Source organism: Methylotuvimicrobium buryatense 5G, from assembly GCF_000341735.1.
In the GTDB taxonomy this organism is placed as follows: Bacteria; Pseudomonadota; Gammaproteobacteria; order Methylococcales; family Methylomonadaceae; genus Methylotuvimicrobium; species Methylotuvimicrobium buryatense.
In genome coordinates, this window is record NZ_KB455575.1 from 2,939,042 (window position 1) to 2,959,318 (window position 20,277).

Consider the following 20,277-nt stretch of genomic DNA (forward strand, 5'->3'; position numbering starts at 1 on the left):
TTGTTGATTATTGAATCCGCGTCCAGAATAATCAGGCCACTTGTGTTTGAAATCATCTCAGGCATTCGAAATCCTGCAGGATGTCATCGGCGTACTGATACCTGATAACGCCCTAATAGCTCCATGAAGGCACGTATGGAGAACCCCGCCATTTGCGCCGCCTGGTCTACTGATAACACACCTTTTTCATACAGCTTGCTGGCAAGTAGCATTTGGATTTCCTGGGCATCTATATTGATAGTGTCAGGAAGTTGTATTTGTAGGTTTTGCATAGCCTTTCCTTTAGTGGTTTGTTTTTGTAGTTCGGGTTACGCTAACCCGAACTACGCGGCTAATCCATCTGGCTAGACCGAATTCAATCAAGCAACAGTCAAGCATGTCACACTCTTTTTTTCTATATTCGTCATGTAGTTACTGGTAACCGCTTGCAAATTCCCTTTAACCCAGTCAAGCAACAGTCAAGCAAATGTTTAAGCCCAAAAGGGTACATAACGCATCGCTTTAGTTCCTGCATCAGCATCGTAAGGCCTGATGACCCCGGCATCGGTAGCCTGCTTGATAATCCGACTGACCATTGCACTGTTTTTTACATCAACGCCTAAACGATCCCTAAACGATGTGTTATTCATTGACTCACGATTTACATATTTAAGGCAGCAATGCAGATAGCATGCACGAATGCGGTCTTCCTTATCCATATCCTTGAAATCCTTATGCCCGAATAATATTGCCCTGGTGTGTTCTGTCGTCACTTCGAACGCAGGGGCCGGCAATTGGTAAAACTCCGTTAGGGATACTACCTTGTCTATGCCGCTACCGCGCTCTTCGCAAATACCAATTCGACGCAGAAATGAAGCCAATGCTTCATTGCGGCTGCGTGGTGGGCTATCCAGAAAACGTTGCGTGTCTACCAATGGAATGCCAGGGTTGGTGATTTCCATTCGATCATTAAATATCTCGATCATCGGGCCAGTGCCAGTTAAGGCAAAATCCTGATGAATAAGAGCATTGGCCACCAACTCACGAATCGCAAGTTCTGGAAACATCGGCACAGACTTGCGTAGCGCCTGACCTATCACTTCGTTTTCGGGGAGCAAATTGTTGATAAAACCGATCAATCCTTCAAATCCGGTGGCATAGCCTTTGGTGCCGGGAATTTCACGGATGGTTTCCACACGGCTATTGCCCCGGTACAAAACTACTCTGACGGCCTTACGGCTTAAATGCGAAAAATACTCTAATTTGCGGGCAAACAAGACCGCGCCCAAATTAGCAATATGCCATTGGCCACTGTCACTTTTGACGATTAATCCATCTGCTTCCAAGCCACTTAAAATACCGGCACGGTTATCGGGCAGCGGTAACTTAACTAAATCGAAATATGCTGGGTAATCAAGAAGATTTAAAATCTGCTCGCTGCTTTGATTATCTGCAGCTATTTGACGCTCAAAAGGCACCCGATCGAACATGCGCCATAGCTCACGTTCCTTAGCTGAATGATCTTTAAGCTTTTTAGTGTAAGAACCCACCCGGATATATTCCACCCCATCAAATTGCACGGGTGTATGGTTAGCGGCTGCTATTTCCAGAATCACAAATGCTAGCTCTTCGACGCTAAATTCCAGAAATTGAAAATGAATCTTCGGTGTGATTTTTTGCAGCAACCAGCTTTCCAATTCCTGCTGTTTATGGCGGGCTGTTGAAGGCTTAAAGTCCGTGCCATGCAAGGCATGATCAGCATCAGCTACACCCCAAACCACATAAGCAGATTGCTTGCCCAACAACGCAGCTGAATTAGCTAATGCAGAAATGTATTCGCCGATCATTTGCGGATCGTCGTTATTTAACTTGAACTCGATCCACTCGGTTTCTTTGGGGAGTTTGCACAATTCGCGCAGCAGATTGGCAAGTTGCTCGGTAGATAACTGAATAGACATTACAGTTCACCGCTGAAGGCTTTTTGGCTGAGTGATTTAAAAAGAGATTCCGAAAATTGCAATGATTCTTGTTTATAGTTAATTGAAAAAGTTACTTTTTTATATAGTTCTTCATATTTATTTTGTAGTTCAATCGGCGGCAACAAAATATTCAATGTTCTAATGTCAGTAAAATTCAATCCAGCCTTTACCGCAGACTTATTTTTTGCTTTAAACTGTGTAACACCTGCCTCAGAAGAAAGATATGCAGCAAGATATCTTGGATTCAATTTATTTTGCTTAACCCTTAATAAAGCTAAATGTTGATTTATATAACTACCTGCAATTTCCTCAATAACAACAGCTGCTCTTCCTAAATCAGCAGTTATAGAAAGTAAAACATCACCAATTTGAGTTTTAGTTCTATTAGCTTCAGCTCCATCTGGAGCATTTACGTAGGCTAAATCATTTAATAACAGCTTGTTCTTTGAAACATTTTGTATCCGGATGAATTTATCTCCGGAGCCGCTGTAATGTTTAGCCCAACCGCGCGCTCCACTAGTTAAAAAAATTAAGCAATAATCTAATTCTTTGACATCCCACCCCTTCGGATTAGTCACCGGATCGCCGAACATGTCCAAAAACACCGCGCGGAGAAATTTGTCGGCGAGTTGGATGGCTTGCTGGTTTTTACGGCGCAGGCTGTCGGCTTTGTCGAGTATCGCGGCGATGCGTTTTTGCTCGGGTAGTGGGGGGAGTGGAATTTCTAATTTTGCCAAATTACCTCTGGATATTCGCTGCCTAGTTGTCCCAGTTACAAAATTAAGAATGTGGTTATTGAATTTCTTTGAATTGATTGTATGCATAAGCCATCTTGAATCAACATCGCTAGATAACGGACGCATAATACATACATCAACAACTGTTACACAGGGCTTATTTGATCCAGGAAAGATGCAAGCTCTGCCAATTGGGTCGGGCATCCGAGCAATTAAAATATCGCCCGGCTCAAGAAAAGTGCAGCGTAACAACTTCGCTTTATCCATAGTCATAAATCGGTTTGATTTGTCTACGAATTCTCCTGTACCTATGTCTGCGAGCTGGATAAGTCGAACTTCGCCATTGGGATCTTGGTCTTTACTTTCTACCCAATCGCCATCGGCGAAAAGGCCATTTTGTGAAATCAGAGATTGAAGTTTTCGAATCTGTAAACTCACAACATCCCCTCTAATTCCTTCAATTCATCCTGAATCTCATCCACCAAACTCATCCACTGCTGGAGTATTTCCTTGGGATCTTCGTATTCTTCTTCCTGATGCACGGTTTCCTTGTAACGGTTCACTGACAAGTCATATTTATTGGCGACAATCTCGGCTTTACTGATCCAGAAACAGGCTTGGGTTTTGTCGTTGGCAGCGGTGTCGGCGATGGCTTTGTCCCGCTTTTGATAAGCTTCCAACACTTTGGGCAAGTCACCGGCGAAACCCAATGGATTGCCCTGTTCGTCCTGATACAGCGGGTCGCGCTTGTCGTCGAGAGAGAAGCCGTCGTCCTGCACGTCGTAAAACCAGACGTGATCGGTCGCGCCGCCTTTGACGAAGATTAGAATCGCGGTGGCAACGCCGGCATAGGGTTTGAATACGCCGCTGGGCAGATTGATCACCGCTTCGAGCTGGTTGTTTTCGATCAGCAGTTGACGCACGGTTTGGTGCGCCTTGGACGAGCCGAACAACACGCCTTGCGGCACGACGGTGGCGCTACGGCCGCCGATTTTCAGCATTCTAAGGATTTGGGCGATGAACAGCAGCTCGGTCTTTTTGGTTTTGACCAGGCGCAGAATCGGCGGATTGATGGTGTCTTCGTCCAGGCTGCCTTTGAACGGCGGATTGGCCAGGATAACGTTGAAGGCGTTTTGTTCCAACGCCGGAAACTTGTCGGCAAAGCTTTGCGCCAGAGAATCCTGATAATGAATGTCCGGGTCTTCGACGCCGTGCATGTAAAGGTTCATCGCGGCGATGCGCAGCATGGTGCTGTCGAAGTCGAAGCCGTGGAACATTTGCGTTTTGATATGACGCCATTGGGTTTGGTCCAGCAAATCGCCGGTATAGGTTTTTTGGACGACGGCTTTGCCTTTGTCGTCGGTGATGCTTTCCACCAAGACGCCCTGCTCGCTGCTGTAGGTTTCCAGCAGATGTTCCATGACCGCGACCAAGAAGCCGGCAGTGCCGCAGGCCGGGTCGGCGATGATTTCGTCCGGTTGCGGATCGAGCAGACGCACCATCAGTTTGATGATATGGCGCGGCGTGCGGAACTGGCCGTTGATGCCGGCGGTAGTTAGTTTGCTGAGCAGATATTCGTACAAGTCGCCTTTGGTATCGCCGGCTTCCAGCGGCAGCGCGTCGATCATTTCGATGGCTTTGACCAACAAGCTGGGTTTGTCGATGGCCAGACGAGCGTCCTTCATGTAATCGCCGAAACGACTGTCGCCGGTATGGGTGCGGAAATGTAAGAAGACTTCATCACGCACCACTTTAATCAGCCGTTCGGCGTCTTCGATATGGCTGAACTGGCTCCAGCGCAGGTGCTGTTCGTTGTCTTTAAAGCGCCTGGTAAAACCGCGGCTGGTACGGTCGGCACGTTTTTCGTCTCGGCTTTCGTTGATGTCCAACAGTTTGGCAAACATCAGGAACGTAATTTGCTCGATGACGGTCAACGGATTGGCGATGCCGCCTTGCCAGAATTCCAGCCAGAGTTTGTCGATTTTGTTTTTCAGTTCGCCGGTGATCATTTAATTGTTTTTAAAGTTTATCTAATGGTTGTACGTGTTTCTAGTTCCAACGGTTTCCGTGGGAATCTATTTATAAATGCTGCGCGTTCCGTGACGCAGAGCATCACTGTATGCATTCCAACGCAGGAGCATTGGAACGAGAAAAAACGCGAAGCTATCGTTGCGTTAAGTTTCGTTTGCTTGCCTGGTTGATTGTTGTTGCGGCTGTTTACCGAAGCTTTCAACGATCGCCAGCAAGTCGTCTATTTGCTCTGCGTTGCTGAATACGCTGTCCGGTTCGCCGATAGCGGCAAACGGCATTTCGTATAGATTATCGATTTCGATCGCGCCGCTTTGGGCGATTTGCCGTTTCAATAGACTTAAAAACTGTACTTGCCGAGCGCTCAAGCTTGGGTATTGTTGAATGAAAGCGGCAAAGCGTTGATTGACCGTATTGCCGTCCATGCCGACGATGGTGCGCAGGATTTGGTCCATTGGTGCGGCAGTACCGTAGAATTTTTTCAACGTGTTCAAGTCGATATCCGGGTGCTGGGTATGTACCAGCGCATTGAGGTTTTCCAGTTCCCGCTCACTGACCGCCTCGCCGTTACGGATTTTCTGCAAGATAGGGTTCCGTTCGAACAATTCCTGCAAGGCTTGCTCGACTTTGACCCGATAGGCAACCATATCTACTGAATTCAGATAGGAGCTTTGTTTTTCCCGCACTTCTTCGCTGTCGGTGATGTCGATGATTGGCGCTTCAGTTTTGGGGATATCGCCTTTGTTGCGGTATTGCATGATACCGCGCAATTCCTGCCGCATCTGCTCCAACTCATCGAGCGAAGCCTTTTGCCACCATTCCGTCTCTCGGCATTGTTTGATCCATTCGGATTTGGCTTTGACCTGATTCAAATTCATTTGCAGTTGCCAGAGCTGATTGATGGCGCGTCCAGCCAGATCATCGAAAGCTGCGGCTTGTTTCAGTTTTTGTTGCTGAATCTGACTGACCAACAAATCCCACTGATAGGCATCGCTGTGGCCGCGCACATCCAGCCATTGCATCAGCGGCGCGATTTCACTTTCCAACAGGGTAACGGTGTTGGCGCCGAATTGGCGCAAGGTTTCCAAGTCGCTCATTTGCTGTTTGGTTTTCCATTTGTCGCAGACCGCGATGGTTCTGTCGTCCAGGCTGTTGATGGTTTTGTGCAGCCACCCCGCCATCGTTTCGAAAAAATCCGCTTCGGCGTGATGCAGGGCGGTTTTCGCCAACTCCAGACGATTTTCAAACAATTGCTGCATCAACGATTTGGATTGGCTGACTGTTACCTCGCGTTGCTTCATGCCGTGATATTCAACGACGCCCCAATGATCGAAAATCAGAAAATGCGTTTTGTGTTTGCCGGGACCGAACAGGTTTTTACACAGGCGGGTTCCCCGTCCGACCATTTGCCAGAACTTGACCGGCGATTTGACCGGGCGGGCAAACACCAGATTAACGATTTCCGGCACGTCGATGCCGGTGTCGAGCATGTCCACTGAAATCGCGATGGTGAGCTGCTCGTTGCTGCCTTCGCCTTTGAAGTCGTCGATCAGCTCTTCGGCACGCGGGTCGTAGTTGTCGATGACCTGGCAGAATTTGCCGCCGTATTGCGGATAAAGTTCGTCGAACAGTTGTTCGAGCAGTTTGGCGTGTTTGTGATTGCGGGCGAAGACGAGGGTTTTACCCAAGGTTTGCCCGTCGGCCTGACGGATGCCGTTTTCCATCAGGTTTTGCAAAATCTTGCGATTGGTGTCTTTGTTATAAATCGCGCGGTCAATTTGTTCGGCGTCGAAATCCAAGGTGTTGGGGTCAATGCCTTTGTCTTCCAGTTCGGCAAGTTCTTCGGCACTCAAGGCATGGCCCTTGATGCCGTCACGCAGGAATTTGGTGGTGTGTTTGACCACTTGATACGGTACCAGATAGCCTTCTTCGACGGCCGTTTCCAGCGTGTAGTTGCTGGTCGGTTGTTTGAAGTCGCAGCCGAATAATTGGCAAGTGGAGCGGCTGACCATTTCCACCGGCGTTGCTGTCAGACCGACTTGCAAGGCATCGAAGTAACGAAATAGGTCGCCGTAAATGTTGTATATGCTGCGATGGGATTCATCGGCAATGATCAGGTCGAAAAAACCGGTATCGAGTTGTTCGTAGACTTTCATCATCGCCGGATAGGTCGCGACAAAGATGCGGTTATGAGTGTCTTGGGCGCTTTTCGTCGTTAACACGCTGATCGGCGCAGACAGAAATTCGCTGAAGGCGTTCTTGGCTTGCTTGCGCAATTCACGGCGGTCGCACAGAAACAGCACCCGCTTGACCCAGCCGGCTTTCATGCAAGAATCGGTAAGGGCAATCGACAAGCGAGTTTTACCGGTGCCGGTGGCTTGTACCGCCAGGGCTTTGCGTTGTTTGGTTTCAAAGCGTTCGCAAATGCGTTTTAAGGCTTCATGCTGATACAGCCGTTCGCCTAAAATATCGGTTTTGGAGGACACGGTGTTTAACGCTTTGCGCTCGCTACGTTGCCGGATCAGGTATTGCAGACTGGATTTGGCATAAAAGCCGTATAATCGGCGCGGCGGATAATGTTGCGCCGGGTGATCGTCCCAGATCCAGATATCATGACCGTTGGTGTAAAAAATCACGGGGCGTTGACCGTGCATTTTCTCTAGGCCATCGGCATAATGTTTGGCTTGATGCCGGCCTTTTTCGGCATCGACAGCGGTTTTCTTGGCTTCGATGACGGCGAGGGGTTTGCCGTTATCATCCTTCAAAACATAATCGGCAAAGCCCTCGCCACTCGCCGTGGGTTGATAAAGCACTTTTTCTTCCAATGCGACTTGTTCGCCATTGCTCAGGCCCCAACCGACTTGCGCCAGTTGCAGGTCGATCAACTGTTTGCGGGTGGCGGCTTCGTCGAAATGCAAATCGTTGGCGACTTGCTGTCCTTTGCTGGCCGCTTGTTGCTGCAATTTGCTCAGTTCCTCGGTCGTTCGTTTCAACTGCGCGGCTTTTTCCCGTTCCGCTTCCAGCTCGGCCAGCATCGCCTGCATGCGGGCTTCTTGCTTGGCGTATTGCTCTAGCAGGGCCTTGCGTTCTCTTTTGTATTCGGCTTTAGCGGAGTGAGTAATTTTGGGAGTTTCGAAGTCTTTGACGCTCGCGAGGTCGCCATTGGCGTAGGTGGCAAACAGCCAGCGGCCGATATCGAACGCTTCTTTTAGCAGCCATTGCGCGTTTTCTGCGCTAATTTTATCGCCATGCGCGGCTTTGTTGCCGTGAATGCGTAGAGCATGCAATTTATCGAGCACGACTTGAGGTGTCACCGATTCGAAGGCATCATTACTGAGCATTTCCATGAATTTCGCCATCGGCGGCTTGGGTAAACCCAGTTGGCGATAAACGGCGTCGACAGTACGCTCGGCGAAATTACGCAGCTTGGTCAAGGCGCTTTGCGGGTCATCAAGGGCGTAATGTTCCGCAAACCCTGCCAATGCGGACAATTCCGGCCAGCTGGTCTTTAGAAACTCAAAATTTTGTGATTGCATATTGTCGATTCTTTCCATGCTTTCTTCATAGCGATGAGCGTGCCATTTATTCTATCGTTAATTTTTCCATCCAGTTGGACAGCGTCTGATAATTCGGCAAATTTAAAAGCTCCGCTGCTTTTTTCTTATTGCCAGCCGCCTGATTCAAGGCTTGTGACACATATTTTCTTCGTATATCGTCCAAAATTTCTTGTATATCAATGCCGGTTCCCAGTTCCGGCAATTCGCCGGAGTTATTGGTAGAAGGCCTTATCAACATGGCTTCTCTAATATCTATTTCATCGATTTGTTCACCTTCCGCCCAGATGGAAGCTCGAAGTAGTGTGCCATAAAGTTCCCGTATATTACCCGGCCAACCGTGCGATAAGACAATATTTCTTGCTTTTACAGAAATTTTTTTATTGATATAGCCGGGTTGATTCGAAGCTTCCTGATTGATTTTGTCCATTAGGTGATCGGCCAGCAGGGAAATGTCTCCGCTTCTTTCCCGTAACGGCGGTAAAGTAATCAAGCCGACAGTGACCCGATAAAATAAGTCTTCGCGAAAACGGCCATTGGCAATTTCAGTCGACAAGTTGCGATTGGCGGCGGCGATTATCCTAATATCTACATGGCGGGTTTTGCTGTCCCCGACTTTGCTGATTTCTCCGGATTGCAGAACCCGCAGCAATCGAACTTGGGCGTCAGCCGGTAATTCGCCAAATTCATCCAGAAACAGCGTACCGCCATCGGCGGCTTCGAAATAGCCGGTTTTGTTGGTGATCGCACCGGTAAAAGCGCCTTTCACATGCCCAAATAATTCCGAATCAATCAAATCCTTGGGGATCGCTCCGCAATTGACCGTAATAAAAGGCTTTCCTGCACGAAGACTGGCCGTGTGGATGGCTTTGGCAAACAGTTCCTTGCCGGTGCCTGATTCGCCCAGTATCAATGCCGGCACATCACGAAGCGCGATTTTTTCGGCTTTGCGAATGAGCCGCAACATTTCCGGGTTTTGGGTAATGATATCGGAAAAAGCAGCCGATGCAGGTGCGTCTGAAACGGAGAGTTGCGTGAGTTTTTTATCGGCTTGTTTGACTAATTGCGGAATATACTCGGCGGAGATATCGAACGGAATGCTGACAAATTCACCGCCTTTGTCCTTGGTCGATTGAACGAAGCGGGTGTTGTATTTGGTTTTGCCCAACAGGATCGAGACGGCGGCCATCGAGGGAGTGCCGGGAGAAAGGTGCAAGCTAATATCGGGAGAGGAACTGTTGTGGGTTAAGCTTTGTAAATGCTTGTTCAGCCCATGGTAGATATCGCCGAAATCGATTGGGCTGCGTAGTTTTGTTTTAACGAGTACCGTTTTTATTGAATGCTTAGTATTAAGCCATTGCGAATAGGCTTCCGCGGTTACCAACTCTTGATCGAACAGCAAATGTAATTCGTCAAAACGCAAGGTTTTCAATGCGCCGAGGACCGGACCGTGGCCGATAGATTCCGTCGGTTTTGAATCCTGCAACTTGGCCGCTTTCAAGTCTGTAATGCCCAACCAGGATACGAGTATTTTCTTGCTCATTTATTGATGAGGTTTAATTCAATAAAGCAAGAGTATAGCGGGAATCGGGTCAGGACAACGGACCCATAACGTTTTTTATGGGAATAAAATTAATGGCTCATTATCAATTCAAAAAACTAACTTCAAAACCGTGCTGATTTATTTTGATATGGACGAAATGCGTAATCGAGGGTAAAGGTCGAAATCTTTAACTGACCTCAATCGATTTTAAAGGGCATGGCACAGATAGGGCGCATACAGAGCACGGAGCAAAAATGGCCGTTTTGGGGTAGATGTCAAAATGGCGCGCCCGAGAGGATTCGAACCTCTGACCTCGGCCTCCGGAGGGCCGCGCTCTATCCAGCTGAGCTACGGGCGCTTGTTTGGGATGCGTATTCTAACCGATCGCGGCGATAATTACGATAGCATTGTTTTCAAATGCGCAAGACTGGCCTTGCCACGTTCTTTGATCACGGCCGGATCAAGCTGTTTTTTGTTGGCCCACTCCAAATCGTCGGACGGCAATTCGCCCAAAAACCGGCTCGGTTCACATTCGGAAATTTCGCCATAGCGCTTTCTGTGCGTGCAATAACTGAAGGTCAGCGAACGCTGCGCGCGCGTGATGCCGACATACGCAAGGCGGCGCTCTTCCTCGATATTATCGGTTTCGATGCTGTTTTGATGCGGCAACAGGTTTTCTTCCATGCCGATTAAGAAAACATGTGGAAATTCGAGACCCTTGGCCGCATGCAGCGTCATCAGGCTGACCTGGTCGCCGGCCTCTTCTTCCTGATTGCGCTCGAGTATGTCCATCAGCATGATTTTCGAGACGATTTCAGACAATGATTTCTCGCTGCCTTGGTCTTTGTCGGCGATGCGCTTCAACCAGTCGATCAGTTCGTAAACATTTTGCATTTTGCGTTCGGCCGATTGCGGCGTTTTCGCATTTTCACGCAGCCAGGCTTCGTAACCGATTTGGCTTATCATCTGTTCGATCACTGCGAAAGTATCGCCTCGCTCCATGCGATCGGCGGTATCGTTCACCCAGTCGGTAAATTTTTGTAACCGCTGTCGCGCCTTGTCGGACAGCCGCTGCATTAGACCCATTTCGGTGCTGGCCTTAAACAAACTGACATGCCGCTCGTTCGCATAGGCGCCGAGGTTTTCCAGCGTGGTCGGACCGATTTCGCGGCGCGGCGTGTTGATAATGCGTAAAAACGCGGCATCATCGTCCGGATTCACGAACAAGCGCAGATAACTGAGCATGTCTTTGATTTCGGCGTATGCGAAAAACGACGTGCTGCCGCTGATGAAATACGGCACATTGTTTTCGCGTAGCGCGCGTTCGAACAGCCTCGATTGGTGATTGCCGCGGTACAGAATCGCGTAATCCTTGTAGCTACTGCCGGTTTTGAATTTGTGATGAATGATTTCCGAAACGACCTGCTTCGCTTCGATGGTTTCGTCCTTATGACTCAACACGCGAAGCGGATCGCCGAAGCCCAAATCGCTCCACAAGCGCTTTTCGAAGGTATGCGGATTGTTTGCGATCAATTGGTTCGCGACTTTCAAAATCCGTCCGGCCGAGCGGTAATTTTGCTCAAGCTTGATCACTTTTAGGCGCGAGAAGTCTTTTTGCAATTGCGCCAGATTTTCCGGTTGCGCGCCGCGCCAGGCGTAAATCGACTGATCGTCGTCGCCGACCACGGTGAAACGCCCGAGGTTGCCGGCCAACAGTTTCACCAATTGATATTGCGTGATATTGGTATCCTGATATTCGTCGACCAGTAGGTAGCGAATCTTGTTCTGCCATTTTTCGAGAGCCTCGGCATGCTGTTGGAACAACAGCACCGGCATCAGGATCAGGTCGTCGAAATCGACCGCATTGTAGGCTTTTAAGCTGCGCGTGTAATCGGTATATAGATGCGCAGCTGGAGCTTGCTCTTGCGTCGCATTAGATAAGGCCTGTTCCGGCGTCACGAATGCGTTTTTCCATTGGCCGATCTGCCAAGCGTAATGATCGGCCTTATCGATATCGCATTCCTTCCCGTTGTGCATGATCAGGTTTTTAAGCAACGTTTGCTTGTCCTGCTCGTCGAACAGCGTCAACGCGGCCTTGTAACCGAGCGTCTTGTGTTCCTTGCGGAGAATATCCAATCCGAGTGAATGAAAAGTCGACACGGTCAAGCCGCGAATGTCTTTGTCGTTCAGCAGTTTCGAAACGCGCGATTTCATCTCGCGCGAGGCCTTGTTCGTGAACGTTACGGCAGCGATATGCCGAGCCGGCGTGCCTTGCTTAACCAGATAAGCGATCTTTTCGGTGATCACGCGCGTCTTGCCGCTGCCGGCGCCGGCCAGCACGAGCAAAGGCACATCGACGGTGCGCACCGCGGCGAGTTGTTGGGGATTGAGTTCGGCCATGTTGTTTAACGCAATGAGATGAAAAGCTTTCGAGGATTACTGTTTGGAATAGGAATAGACTGGTTCTTACGGCCATCCGTTCATCGTTATACACATCATTATGTTAGTCACGTCTGCCGGCAGGGATTGCCGGAATCTTGGCTACATGGATGTATTTGGCTTGCCGTCCTTGGTACTAAATAACCGCGTCCCGGCAGGTATGATGGCACTTGTGTATAACGACGAGCTATCATCCGTGGGAAGCCATATGCGTATTTTAAGCTCTGCATGCATTCCCTAGCAGGAGAGACCGTGAAAGCATTGGCGAATACATCATAAAAAAATTTATTCACCATGAAGAACATGAAGGCAATGAAGAAAAAGAATATAAAATCAACAGCCTAATTCTTCATGTTACTTCATGCTCTTCATGGTTATTTCGCAGTATTGAATACATTCACAGCATCAGGAGAGTGGGAACGAGTAAAACCCGTTCAGCAATAGTTCTGCTTGGCAGAGGGATTGCGTCGCCATCTTGAAGCGTTCCTTCTATATGAAATTCGATAGCTTCCCGAATTTGCTCTTCAACTTCCTGAATGCTAGATCCTGTAGCGACACAACCAGGAAGATCAAGAACAAAAGCAGAGAAATTCGATTCGGCTTTTTCAATAACGACGGCATATTTCATAGAATACCCACCTCCAACCGGCTTGTTTAAAAATACTGTTCAATGTTCCAGGAGCTAAATCATCACCCGGCTTACCTGGAACTGTCACTCGTCCGGGTTTATTCGGGTGTTTAAATTGACGGTGGCTTCCGCATGTTGCCTATAAATACCACCCATCCTTTTGTAGTTTGAGGAGAATATCAGAAACTTTCATCCGGTAAATTATTCCCTGGCTTCATTGCCCGAAATTATAGCATTCTTGCCAAACCGTTTGTGAAACAGGGCGAAACGTTACATAAAAAGGTAAAAAGTCAGCAATTCCCAATTTAAAACCCTGATTAAATAAGGGGCACTTAAAACTAATCAATCGCAACATTAATAAAGCCATCGGTAGATACAAATGGACTTGGAAATAATTGACTTGATACGTCGCACCTTCGAAGACTTACCGGACTCCCGTAAACCCGGCAACAATCGGAAATACAGGATAGAAGATGCCGTTCTGACGCCTTCTCGGTGTTCTTCACGCAAAGCCCGTCTTTTCTGGATTATCAGCAACGGATAGAAAAACTCCACAATCGAAATATACCCGTCTTAGATCAAAATTCGGCGCCAGGGTGTCCGCTAAAGGACACCGTGAATACGTCCATGTAGTCTCTATGCCAGCTCCATGCTGGCAAAGCCTTTATGAACGCCATGGATGGCGTGAATGTCGATTTTGCAGGAGCGAATATCGACCGGACACCCAGGCGCCTCCTCGGGCACTGCCGAATTTTGAAGTGCGAAAGGTATAACGCACAATCGATTTTTGGTGTTCATCAAATTCCTTCGACCAGCAAATCGGCAACTTGCTGGATCCCATTGCATCGGAAACACTCTATCCGGTGTTGGCCGAAGTAGGTGACAGATTGTACACACAAGGTTGCCTGAAGCCGTTCGTGAGTGTTGGCGGTACCCTATTGGTAGCGCTGGACGGCACCGATTCCTTCAGTTCGGAAAAAATTTCCTGTCCATGCTGTACCCAACAAACGCTGAAAAACGGTCAGATCTTATACCGTCACACGCGGGTGACACCGGTCATTGTGGCTCCCGGACAAAGTCAGGTAGTACCTTTGCCGCCGGAATTTGTTCGCGTCCAAGACGGCGTGGACAAACAGGATTGCGAACTGGCGGCGGCCAAGCGTTGGCTGACGAATTGGGGGCTCATTACGCGCCGCGCGGCATCACTGTGCTGGGTGACGATTTATATTGTCACCAGTCGTTTTGTGAGGCCGTGCGTGCGCAGCACATGGATTTTCTGTTCGTCTGCAAGCCCGATTCCCATGAGCTATTGTACGAATGGCTCGACGATTTTACCCGAACCGGTGAGATTCAAACGCTCGAGAAAAGCCGTTGGAACGGTAAACAACGAATGACCGAACGCTATCGGTATTTCAACCAAGTCCAAGTCCAAGTTCCACTCCGCAACAGCGACGATGCGTTAATGGTCAATTGGTGCGAAGTGACGACCCTCAATGCCAAACAAGAAGCGGTCTACCGCAATGCCTGGACAACGTCACACACTCTCGACGAACACAATGTGATCGAGATGGTCGCCGCGGGCCGCGCCCGTTGGAAAATAGAGAACGAAAACAACAATGTCCTCAAGAACCATGGCTATCATTTCGAGCATAACTTTGCCCACGGGAAGCAGCAGTTGTCCAACTTCTTGGCCACCCTTAACTTATTGGCTTTTCTCACCCATACCGCTCTTGAATGGCTGGACGAGGCTTACCGTGCCGTCCGCAATGACGCGCCTTCCAGGCGGACATTCTTCGAACAATTCCGAACCTTGCTTCAATTTATGCCTTTTGATAATTGGCAGCATCTGATGCGGTTCATGCTCTATGGTGAAAATCAAATACCTAGGAAAACGTAAGGTTTTAAATTGGGAATTGCTGCTAGGATTACTGAATACAGAACCTTATAAAAATCCAGCCAAAAAAACGCCGACTGACGCCGGCGTTTTTGGTTGCAGATTTTAGTTTTGCTTATTTGAAAACTGTAATGGTATGTTTAGCCGTTTTATTTGAAGTATCGGTCGCGATCGCTTCAATGATATAGGTACCTCGGCTTTCTCGATTGGTATTCCAATTGTGGGATAAACTACCGCCATCAACTGAACTTACCATTCTGCCGTTAATGAATAACCGGATATTGGCAACCGCTACGTCGTCTTCGGCTGAAACGTCTATTTTAACTACCTTCGTTACTCGGCTGCCGTCGGCTGGATTACTGATAGCTACGGTTGGAGCTGCAATATCTTCAATTACTTCTTCGACAGGTTCATCAACAACCTCTTCGACTTGTTCGATCGCATTTTTGACCGTTACATTAACATCGCTTGAAACCCCTTCATTACCCGCCGCATCGATCGCGGTTGCACTCAAGGTTACAGAACCATCTGCGATTTGGCTTGAATCCCAGCTAAATTGGTAAGGTGCGGTCGTATCGGTACCGACATAGAGACCATTGGCATACAGCGTCACTTCGCTTACACCGACATTATCGGTGGCGTTGACCTCGACTTCAACCAAGCCGCTGACGGTACTTCCCCCTGTTGGTGAGAAAATATTGACTGAGGGTGCCTCTTTATCGACAGTGACATTCACCATGCTTTGCGCCATTTCAACCCCTACGGCGGCATTCACCCGCCCATGACCGTAATAGGGATGAAAATCACCGGCAATTTTATCGGCAGAAGCTTTCAAGATTTGTTCGACTTCATCGGGCGTCAGCGTTGGATTCGCGCCTTTAATCAGGGCAACCACACCGGCAGTTACCGGAGATGAGAACGATGTGCCGTTCCAATTACCATAACCGCCGCCCCGCGAAGTGGTTTGAATCGATGCGCCCGGCGCCGCAACATCGATGAACGCGCCGTAATTCGACCAAGAAGCTTTAGCATCCGAGCTGGTAGTCGCAGAAACGCTGATCATATAAGGATTGTCGGCAAAGCCAGGATCGATGCCGTCGTTACCTGCCGCCACCACGACCAAGCCGTTTTTGCTGCGCATGTATTGCGCCGCATTGGTAACCGCAGAGCTGTTGGAAACGCCATAACTGATGTTCGCGACATCGGCACCTTGATTTGCCGCCCAGTTCAAGCCGCGAGCAATATCGCTGAAATAAGCGGCACCGTCGCTACGATTGGATATTCTTACCGGCAATATTTGGGCATTCCATGCGACACCCGCAACGCCGTTGGCGTTATCGGTTGCGGCGCCTGCAACCCCCGCTACCGCTGTACCATGACCGTTAATATCGGATGTATCGCCGCTGCCATCGACCGAATTCCAGCCCGGAATTAGCTTGCCGGACAAATCTGAGTGCGAACTATCGACACCAGTGTCTAAAATCGCAATGACGGTATTGTCGGCCTTGGAAGAGCTCCAAGAAGTGGGCGCTTGAATTTTCGGTAAATGCCATTGATTTCCATATCTTGGATCGTTAGGTGTAACGAAACTCAATTCGACCGCCATATCGAGTTCGGCAAACTCAATATGAGGATTTCTGGAAAGCGCCCGTACGACGGCTTGTTCTGCTTGAGCAGGCACGCTGACAATGTGAACGTTTAAGTTACCGATGGCGCCTTTGCCTTGCCCATTGTTTCGTTTTAATATTCTGTCAAACTCGATGTCCGATAATCCGGCTTTCGGTTTGACCAGAATTTGACCTTCTTTCCAAGGTTTATCGGGTGCTGCATACGTTGTTCCGCTTGCGCCGCCGAATACGCCAGCAATCAATACCGCCGCTAAGGCCTTGGAAAGTTGAGTTGGTTTGAATGTGTTTTGATTTTTTTGACTTCTTCGGCTGTTAGAGTTCATGACCCCACTCCTTAATTTTAATAAAGGTCCGAAGGAGTTCCTTGAAGTTGAATATAAATTGGCGTAGGTTTTGCGTTATGCCAATTTAGCAATCCCACTGTCATAGGAGTAACTCCGTTAGACTGGAAACTTTGCGTCACCACCTTTCGATGGTTTTGCCCTGTTATGATTTTCGATTGACTGAAGCCTCTAAAAGCACTTTGAAAGCTTTTTTCGTTCCGGTTGGGTTACAGTGTATAAATTTCAGAAATAATTGATGTGATTTGCTTAGCAAAAATTTATTTAGAGAAATCATCTTGTTATTGTTAATATCGATTTCAGTGAATTGCTAAGCACTTTTCGCGTTGCCCATGTCGACTCGCCCACAAAAACCTTTTGAGTTTTTGGCCATTCGTTCATCTTTATTACGCGCAATGGCCGAAGGTTCGTATGATTAAACCGCCTAAGAAAGAAATTTCTTTTTAGGCGGTTTTTTGTCAGCAATAGATTACATAAGTAAGCTTATTTTGACCTTAATTCAGATAAGCGCTTGACCTAAATTCGCTAGTTATCTCTATCGTAAACGGAGTTCACAGTCATAGGCGCCAACTTAAGAAAAAAACACGTCATTCCGCCATGAATTGGCGGAATCCAATGTCAGGGGTGGCAATGCCTAGCTTCACATCCATGTAACCTGGATATCGGCAATCTATGCCGATATGACGAATAAAGCCGCAAATGCACCATAGAATAGGCATTAGGCTGGCGCTTATGGGCTTAAAACCTCGCACTTAAGGTTTCGTTCAGGGCCAAATCAATTCGAAACGTTCGGGGCGGATTGAATAACCCGCCCCGCGCTACACCATCGCTAGAATGGTATGCCGGAATTTTTATAATCAATTTATAAGCTCTGGTTTGATCAACAGCAAATACGCCCATTTGAAGTATACTTGTCGCCATTCATTTATTCGGTTTAAAACGACGTGCTTCGCTTACTTAATTTGCTCGCCAATCTTTTTCCTTTTTGGGTCATTACCTGTAGCGGCTTAGCATTATTTTTTCCTGCTTGGTTTACTTGGTTCAGCGGTCCGATGATCGTTTGGGGCTTGGCTATTATCATGATCGGCATGGGCATTACCCTAAGCTTCGAGGACTTCCGCCGGGTAACGCGCACGACTCGACCGGTTTTAATCGGTGTCGTTGCACAATTTCTCGTAATGCCCCTTTTGGGTTGTGCCATAGCTTATGGATTTTCTCTCGATCCGCAATTGGCGGTCGGCCTGATACTGGTGGCATGCTGTCCCGGCGGCACCGCATCTAACGTGGTCAGCTACATTGCTCATGCCGATGTCGCGCTATCGGTATTGATGACGATGTGCTCTACATTCGCCGCCGTTGTCATGACACCGCTATTGACTCACTGGCTAGCCGGAGCCTATGTGCCAGTGGATGCTTGGAGCTTATTCTTCAATACTCTACAAGTGGTGATTCTGCCGGTTTTGTCGGGTATGTTGTTGAATCGTTATACGCCGCGATTGGTTCAGGCTGTAACACCTGTCGCACCGCTCGTTTCGGTGATCGTCATCGCTTTGATTTGCGCAAGCATCATTGGTGCAAATGCAGGCACGATAAAGGATTCTGCTTTACCGTTATTGAGCTCGGTTGCTTTGTTGCATTTAGGCGGGTTTACAATCGGCTATGCAATGGCGCGTTTGATGAGGCTTGAAGAAAACGCAGCCCGCACAATTTCAATCGAGGTGGGCATGCAAAACTCCGGTTTAGGCGCGGTACTTGCTCAATCCAGCTTTGCACAAATGGCCCTGGCACCAATACCCTCGGCCATTTCGGCAAGTTTTCATTCGATTATCGGCAGTGTACTGGCGGCCTGGTGGCGTATAAGACGAATTAAGAAGATAGATGAGAATAATGCCGAATGAATTATTTGCTTTTTGCTCCTCGGCAATTTCCGAGTTACAAAAATGGTGCGAATGCAGAAAATGCATTACGTCACGGATGGCGCGTATTAGGGCATACCCTTTGCTTGTCAAATTTCGGTGCCGGGGTGTCCGTCAAAGGACGCCGTAAATACGTCCATGTAGCATCCATGCTATCAAAGCCTTTGCCGAGCAGCATTCCCCATAAGCGCCAAATTAGTGCCTTTACTATGGTGTATTTGTTGCTTTATTCGTCATATCGGCATGGATTGCCGATATTCAGGTTACATGAGTGTGAACTAAGCATTGCCACCCTGACCCTGGATTCCGCCAATCCCTGGCGGAATGACGCGTTTTTCCTTAAGTTGGCTTTATTTTGGCAGCCCCCAACATCATCGTCTAAGAGCCCTTTACTACACGCCATCTTTGGCGTTATGCAAACCCAACACCTAAATTCCATAGTCCATTGGCTATGAATAACAATCTTGGTAATTTAGGACTGGGTCTTTGCGGGCATACAGGCAATGAAATTTGACTGCAAAATGTATCTCAACAATCGCCTGCTTATGTAATTTTAATCAGCCTGTCGTACTATTTATCGGCGGGACTATCCAATTGCAAGTGATGACTGGTATCTTCATCGTCAAAATAGCCGTCCAGATCATCGAACAAATCATCATGATCGTCCGGCGACATAACACCGTCCCTAACCAAGTATTCGCGGCGTTGGAAATAAGCGGTCTTGATGAACTCGTAACGATCGACTGCGGCTTCATCTAAAATCTTCTCCGAAGACAACAATCCTGCACGCTTATCGACACCCTCTATCGCATTGGCCGCAGTACTCGCTGCGCTAATCGCTGCTCCGGCAAACATTGTATAAGTCAACGGATCCATCAATGCATCGCCAACCAGACCGACTACACCTCTCGGAGAACCGGGGCCGATGAACGGCAGCACCAAATATGGACCGGTTGGTACTCCCCAATAACCGAGGGTCTGATCAAAATCTTCAATATTTTTGGGCAATTCGACTTCGCTTGCTACGTCGAAAAAGCCTCCCAAGCCTAATGTAGTATTAAGAAAGAAACGTCCGGTATCTTTTCCAGCCTGAGCCAATTTCAATTGAAAAATATCGTTGAGAACCACGCCAATATCGTCGATATTGCTAAAGAAATTGGTGATCCCTTGACTGACCGGCTCAGGCGTCACGTACTCATAGCCCTTGGCGATTGGCTTCATGATGTAATGATCGAGATCTTCATTAAACGAATGTACGCTACGATTCCAACCCTCCCATGGATCGTCCGGGTTGGCGGGAGTCGCAGCACAGCCGCTCAACAGGACCGTACATAACAAGCCTGCTGTTGTAAAAGTATGAGGCCCGGAGGCAAGTAGTTTAAGGCGCATAGTCTTCTTATTTAGTTATTCATTAAATAAATCGGCGTCATTTTAGCAGTAATTCCTAATTGTTATGAGTTCTTATTGCTGATTCTGCCAACTGCTGACGATAAAAAAGAATAAATCCTGCTGTACCCCCCCGGATTGTCCAGTAAACAATGTTAATCAAGACCCGAAAGGCTGCGGCGTTAATCATCGAATATAGCGTTACGCAATCAATATTCAGTGCCG

At 48.2% G+C, this 20,277-nt stretch carries 13 protein-coding genes, 1 tRNA gene, 2 pseudogenes and 1 riboswitch; of the genes and pseudogenes, 3 read left to right on the forward strand and 13 right to left on the reverse strand.

Annotated features, from left to right (window positions below; genetic code table 11):
- Positions 1 to 83 precede the first annotated feature (83 nt).
- The 10 genes and pseudogenes from METBU_RS0113205 to METBU_RS29030 form a co-directional block, all read right to left on the reverse strand.
- Positions 84 to 272, reverse strand: coding sequence for a UPF0175 family protein (locus METBU_RS0113205; protein ID WP_017841080.1), 189 nt, complete (start codon positions 270 to 272; stop codon positions 84 to 86).
- Between the two features lie 198 nt (positions 273 to 470).
- Complete coding sequence (locus METBU_RS0113210; RefSeq protein ID WP_017841081.1) at positions 471 to 1,937, reverse strand: ATP-binding protein; 1,467 nt, start codon at positions 1,935 to 1,937, stop codon at positions 471 to 473.
- Positions 1,937 to 3,133, reverse strand: coding sequence for a restriction endonuclease subunit S (locus METBU_RS28435; RefSeq protein ID WP_017841082.1), 1,197 nt, complete (start codon positions 3,131 to 3,133; stop codon positions 1,937 to 1,939). The genes METBU_RS0113210 and METBU_RS28435 overlap by 1 nt, the downstream gene beginning before the upstream one ends.
- On the reverse strand, positions 3,130 to 4,704 hold the full coding sequence (locus tag METBU_RS0113220) for a type I restriction-modification system subunit M (RefSeq protein WP_017841083.1): 1,575 nt from the start codon (positions 4,702 to 4,704) through the stop codon (positions 3,130 to 3,132). Before METBU_RS0113220 ends, METBU_RS28435 begins: the two co-directional genes overlap by 4 nt.
- A 165-nt stretch (positions 4,705 to 4,869) precedes the next feature.
- On the reverse strand, positions 4,870 to 8,259 hold the full coding sequence (locus METBU_RS0113225) for a DEAD/DEAH box helicase family protein (RefSeq protein WP_040575674.1): 3,390 nt from the start codon (positions 8,257 to 8,259) through the stop codon (positions 4,870 to 4,872).
- A 46-nt stretch (positions 8,260 to 8,305) separates the two neighbouring features.
- Positions 8,306 to 9,820, reverse strand: a complete 1,515-nt coding sequence (locus METBU_RS0113230) for a sigma-54 interaction domain-containing protein (protein WP_017841085.1) — start codon at positions 9,818 to 9,820, stop codon at positions 8,306 to 8,308.
- A gap of 281 nt (positions 9,821 to 10,101) precedes the next feature.
- A tRNA-Arg gene (locus METBU_RS0113235) sits at positions 10,102 to 10,178 on the reverse strand.
- A 38-nt stretch (positions 10,179 to 10,216) separates the two neighbouring features.
- Positions 10,217 to 12,220 carry a DNA helicase Rep gene (gene rep / locus METBU_RS0113240; RefSeq protein WP_017841086.1) on the reverse strand — a complete coding sequence of 668 codons (2,004 nt, stop codon included), beginning with the start codon at positions 12,218 to 12,220 and terminating at the stop codon, positions 10,217 to 10,219.
- A gap of 436 nt (positions 12,221 to 12,656) precedes the next feature.
- A complete protein-coding gene (locus METBU_RS0113245) occupies positions 12,657 to 12,887 on the reverse strand; it encodes a type II toxin-antitoxin system HicB family antitoxin (protein ID WP_017841087.1) in 231 nt (76 codons plus the stop codon).
- Positions 12,865 to 13,008: pseudogene (locus METBU_RS29030) on the reverse strand (type II toxin-antitoxin system HicA family toxin); the annotation flags it as partial. The gene METBU_RS0113245 and the pseudogene METBU_RS29030, both read right to left, overlap by 23 nt.
- Positions 13,009 to 13,266: 258 nt before the next feature.
- On the opposite strand from METBU_RS29030, the pseudogene METBU_RS28770 reads away from it, so the two are divergent.
- Positions 13,267 to 13,424 (forward strand): annotated as a pseudogene (locus tag METBU_RS28770) (ISNCY family transposase); the annotation flags it as partial.
- A gap of 99 nt (positions 13,425 to 13,523) precedes the next feature.
- Here the strand turns inward: METBU_RS28770 and METBU_RS28135 are convergent.
- Positions 13,524 to 13,685: a hypothetical protein gene (locus tag METBU_RS28135; protein WP_017841088.1), complete on the reverse strand. Its 162-nt coding sequence runs from the start codon at positions 13,683 to 13,685 to the stop codon at positions 13,524 to 13,526.
- Between the two features lie 193 nt (positions 13,686 to 13,878).
- On the opposite strand from METBU_RS28135, the gene METBU_RS24110 reads away from it, so the two are divergent.
- Positions 13,879 to 14,784, forward strand: a complete 906-nt coding sequence (locus METBU_RS24110; RefSeq protein WP_083877721.1) for a transposase — start codon at positions 13,879 to 13,881, stop codon at positions 14,782 to 14,784.
- 112 nt (positions 14,785 to 14,896) lie between these two features.
- On the opposite strand, the gene METBU_RS24115 is transcribed toward METBU_RS24110, so the two are convergent.
- Entirely contained in the window at positions 14,897 to 16,732 is a 1,836-nt protein-coding gene (locus METBU_RS24115) for a S8 family serine peptidase (RefSeq protein WP_017841089.1), read from the reverse strand.
- Between the two features lie 84 nt (positions 16,733 to 16,816).
- Positions 16,817 to 16,902, reverse strand: a riboswitch (cyclic di-GMP riboswitch).
- Positions 16,903 to 17,694: 792 nt separating this feature from the next.
- Here METBU_RS24115 and METBU_RS0113265 point away from each other — a divergent pair.
- Complete coding sequence (locus METBU_RS0113265) at positions 17,695 to 18,648, forward strand: bile acid:sodium symporter family protein (RefSeq protein WP_017841091.1); 954 nt, start codon at positions 17,695 to 17,697, stop codon at positions 18,646 to 18,648.
- A gap of 588 nt (positions 18,649 to 19,236) precedes the next feature.
- On the opposite strand, the gene METBU_RS0113270 is transcribed toward METBU_RS0113265, so the two are convergent.
- The gene (locus METBU_RS0113270) at positions 19,237 to 20,055 is read right to left on the reverse strand and encodes an MlaA family lipoprotein (RefSeq protein ID WP_017841092.1); all 819 of its coding nucleotides are present in this window, start codon (positions 20,053 to 20,055) and stop codon (positions 19,237 to 19,239) included.
- Positions 20,056 to 20,277: the final 222 nt, after the last annotated feature.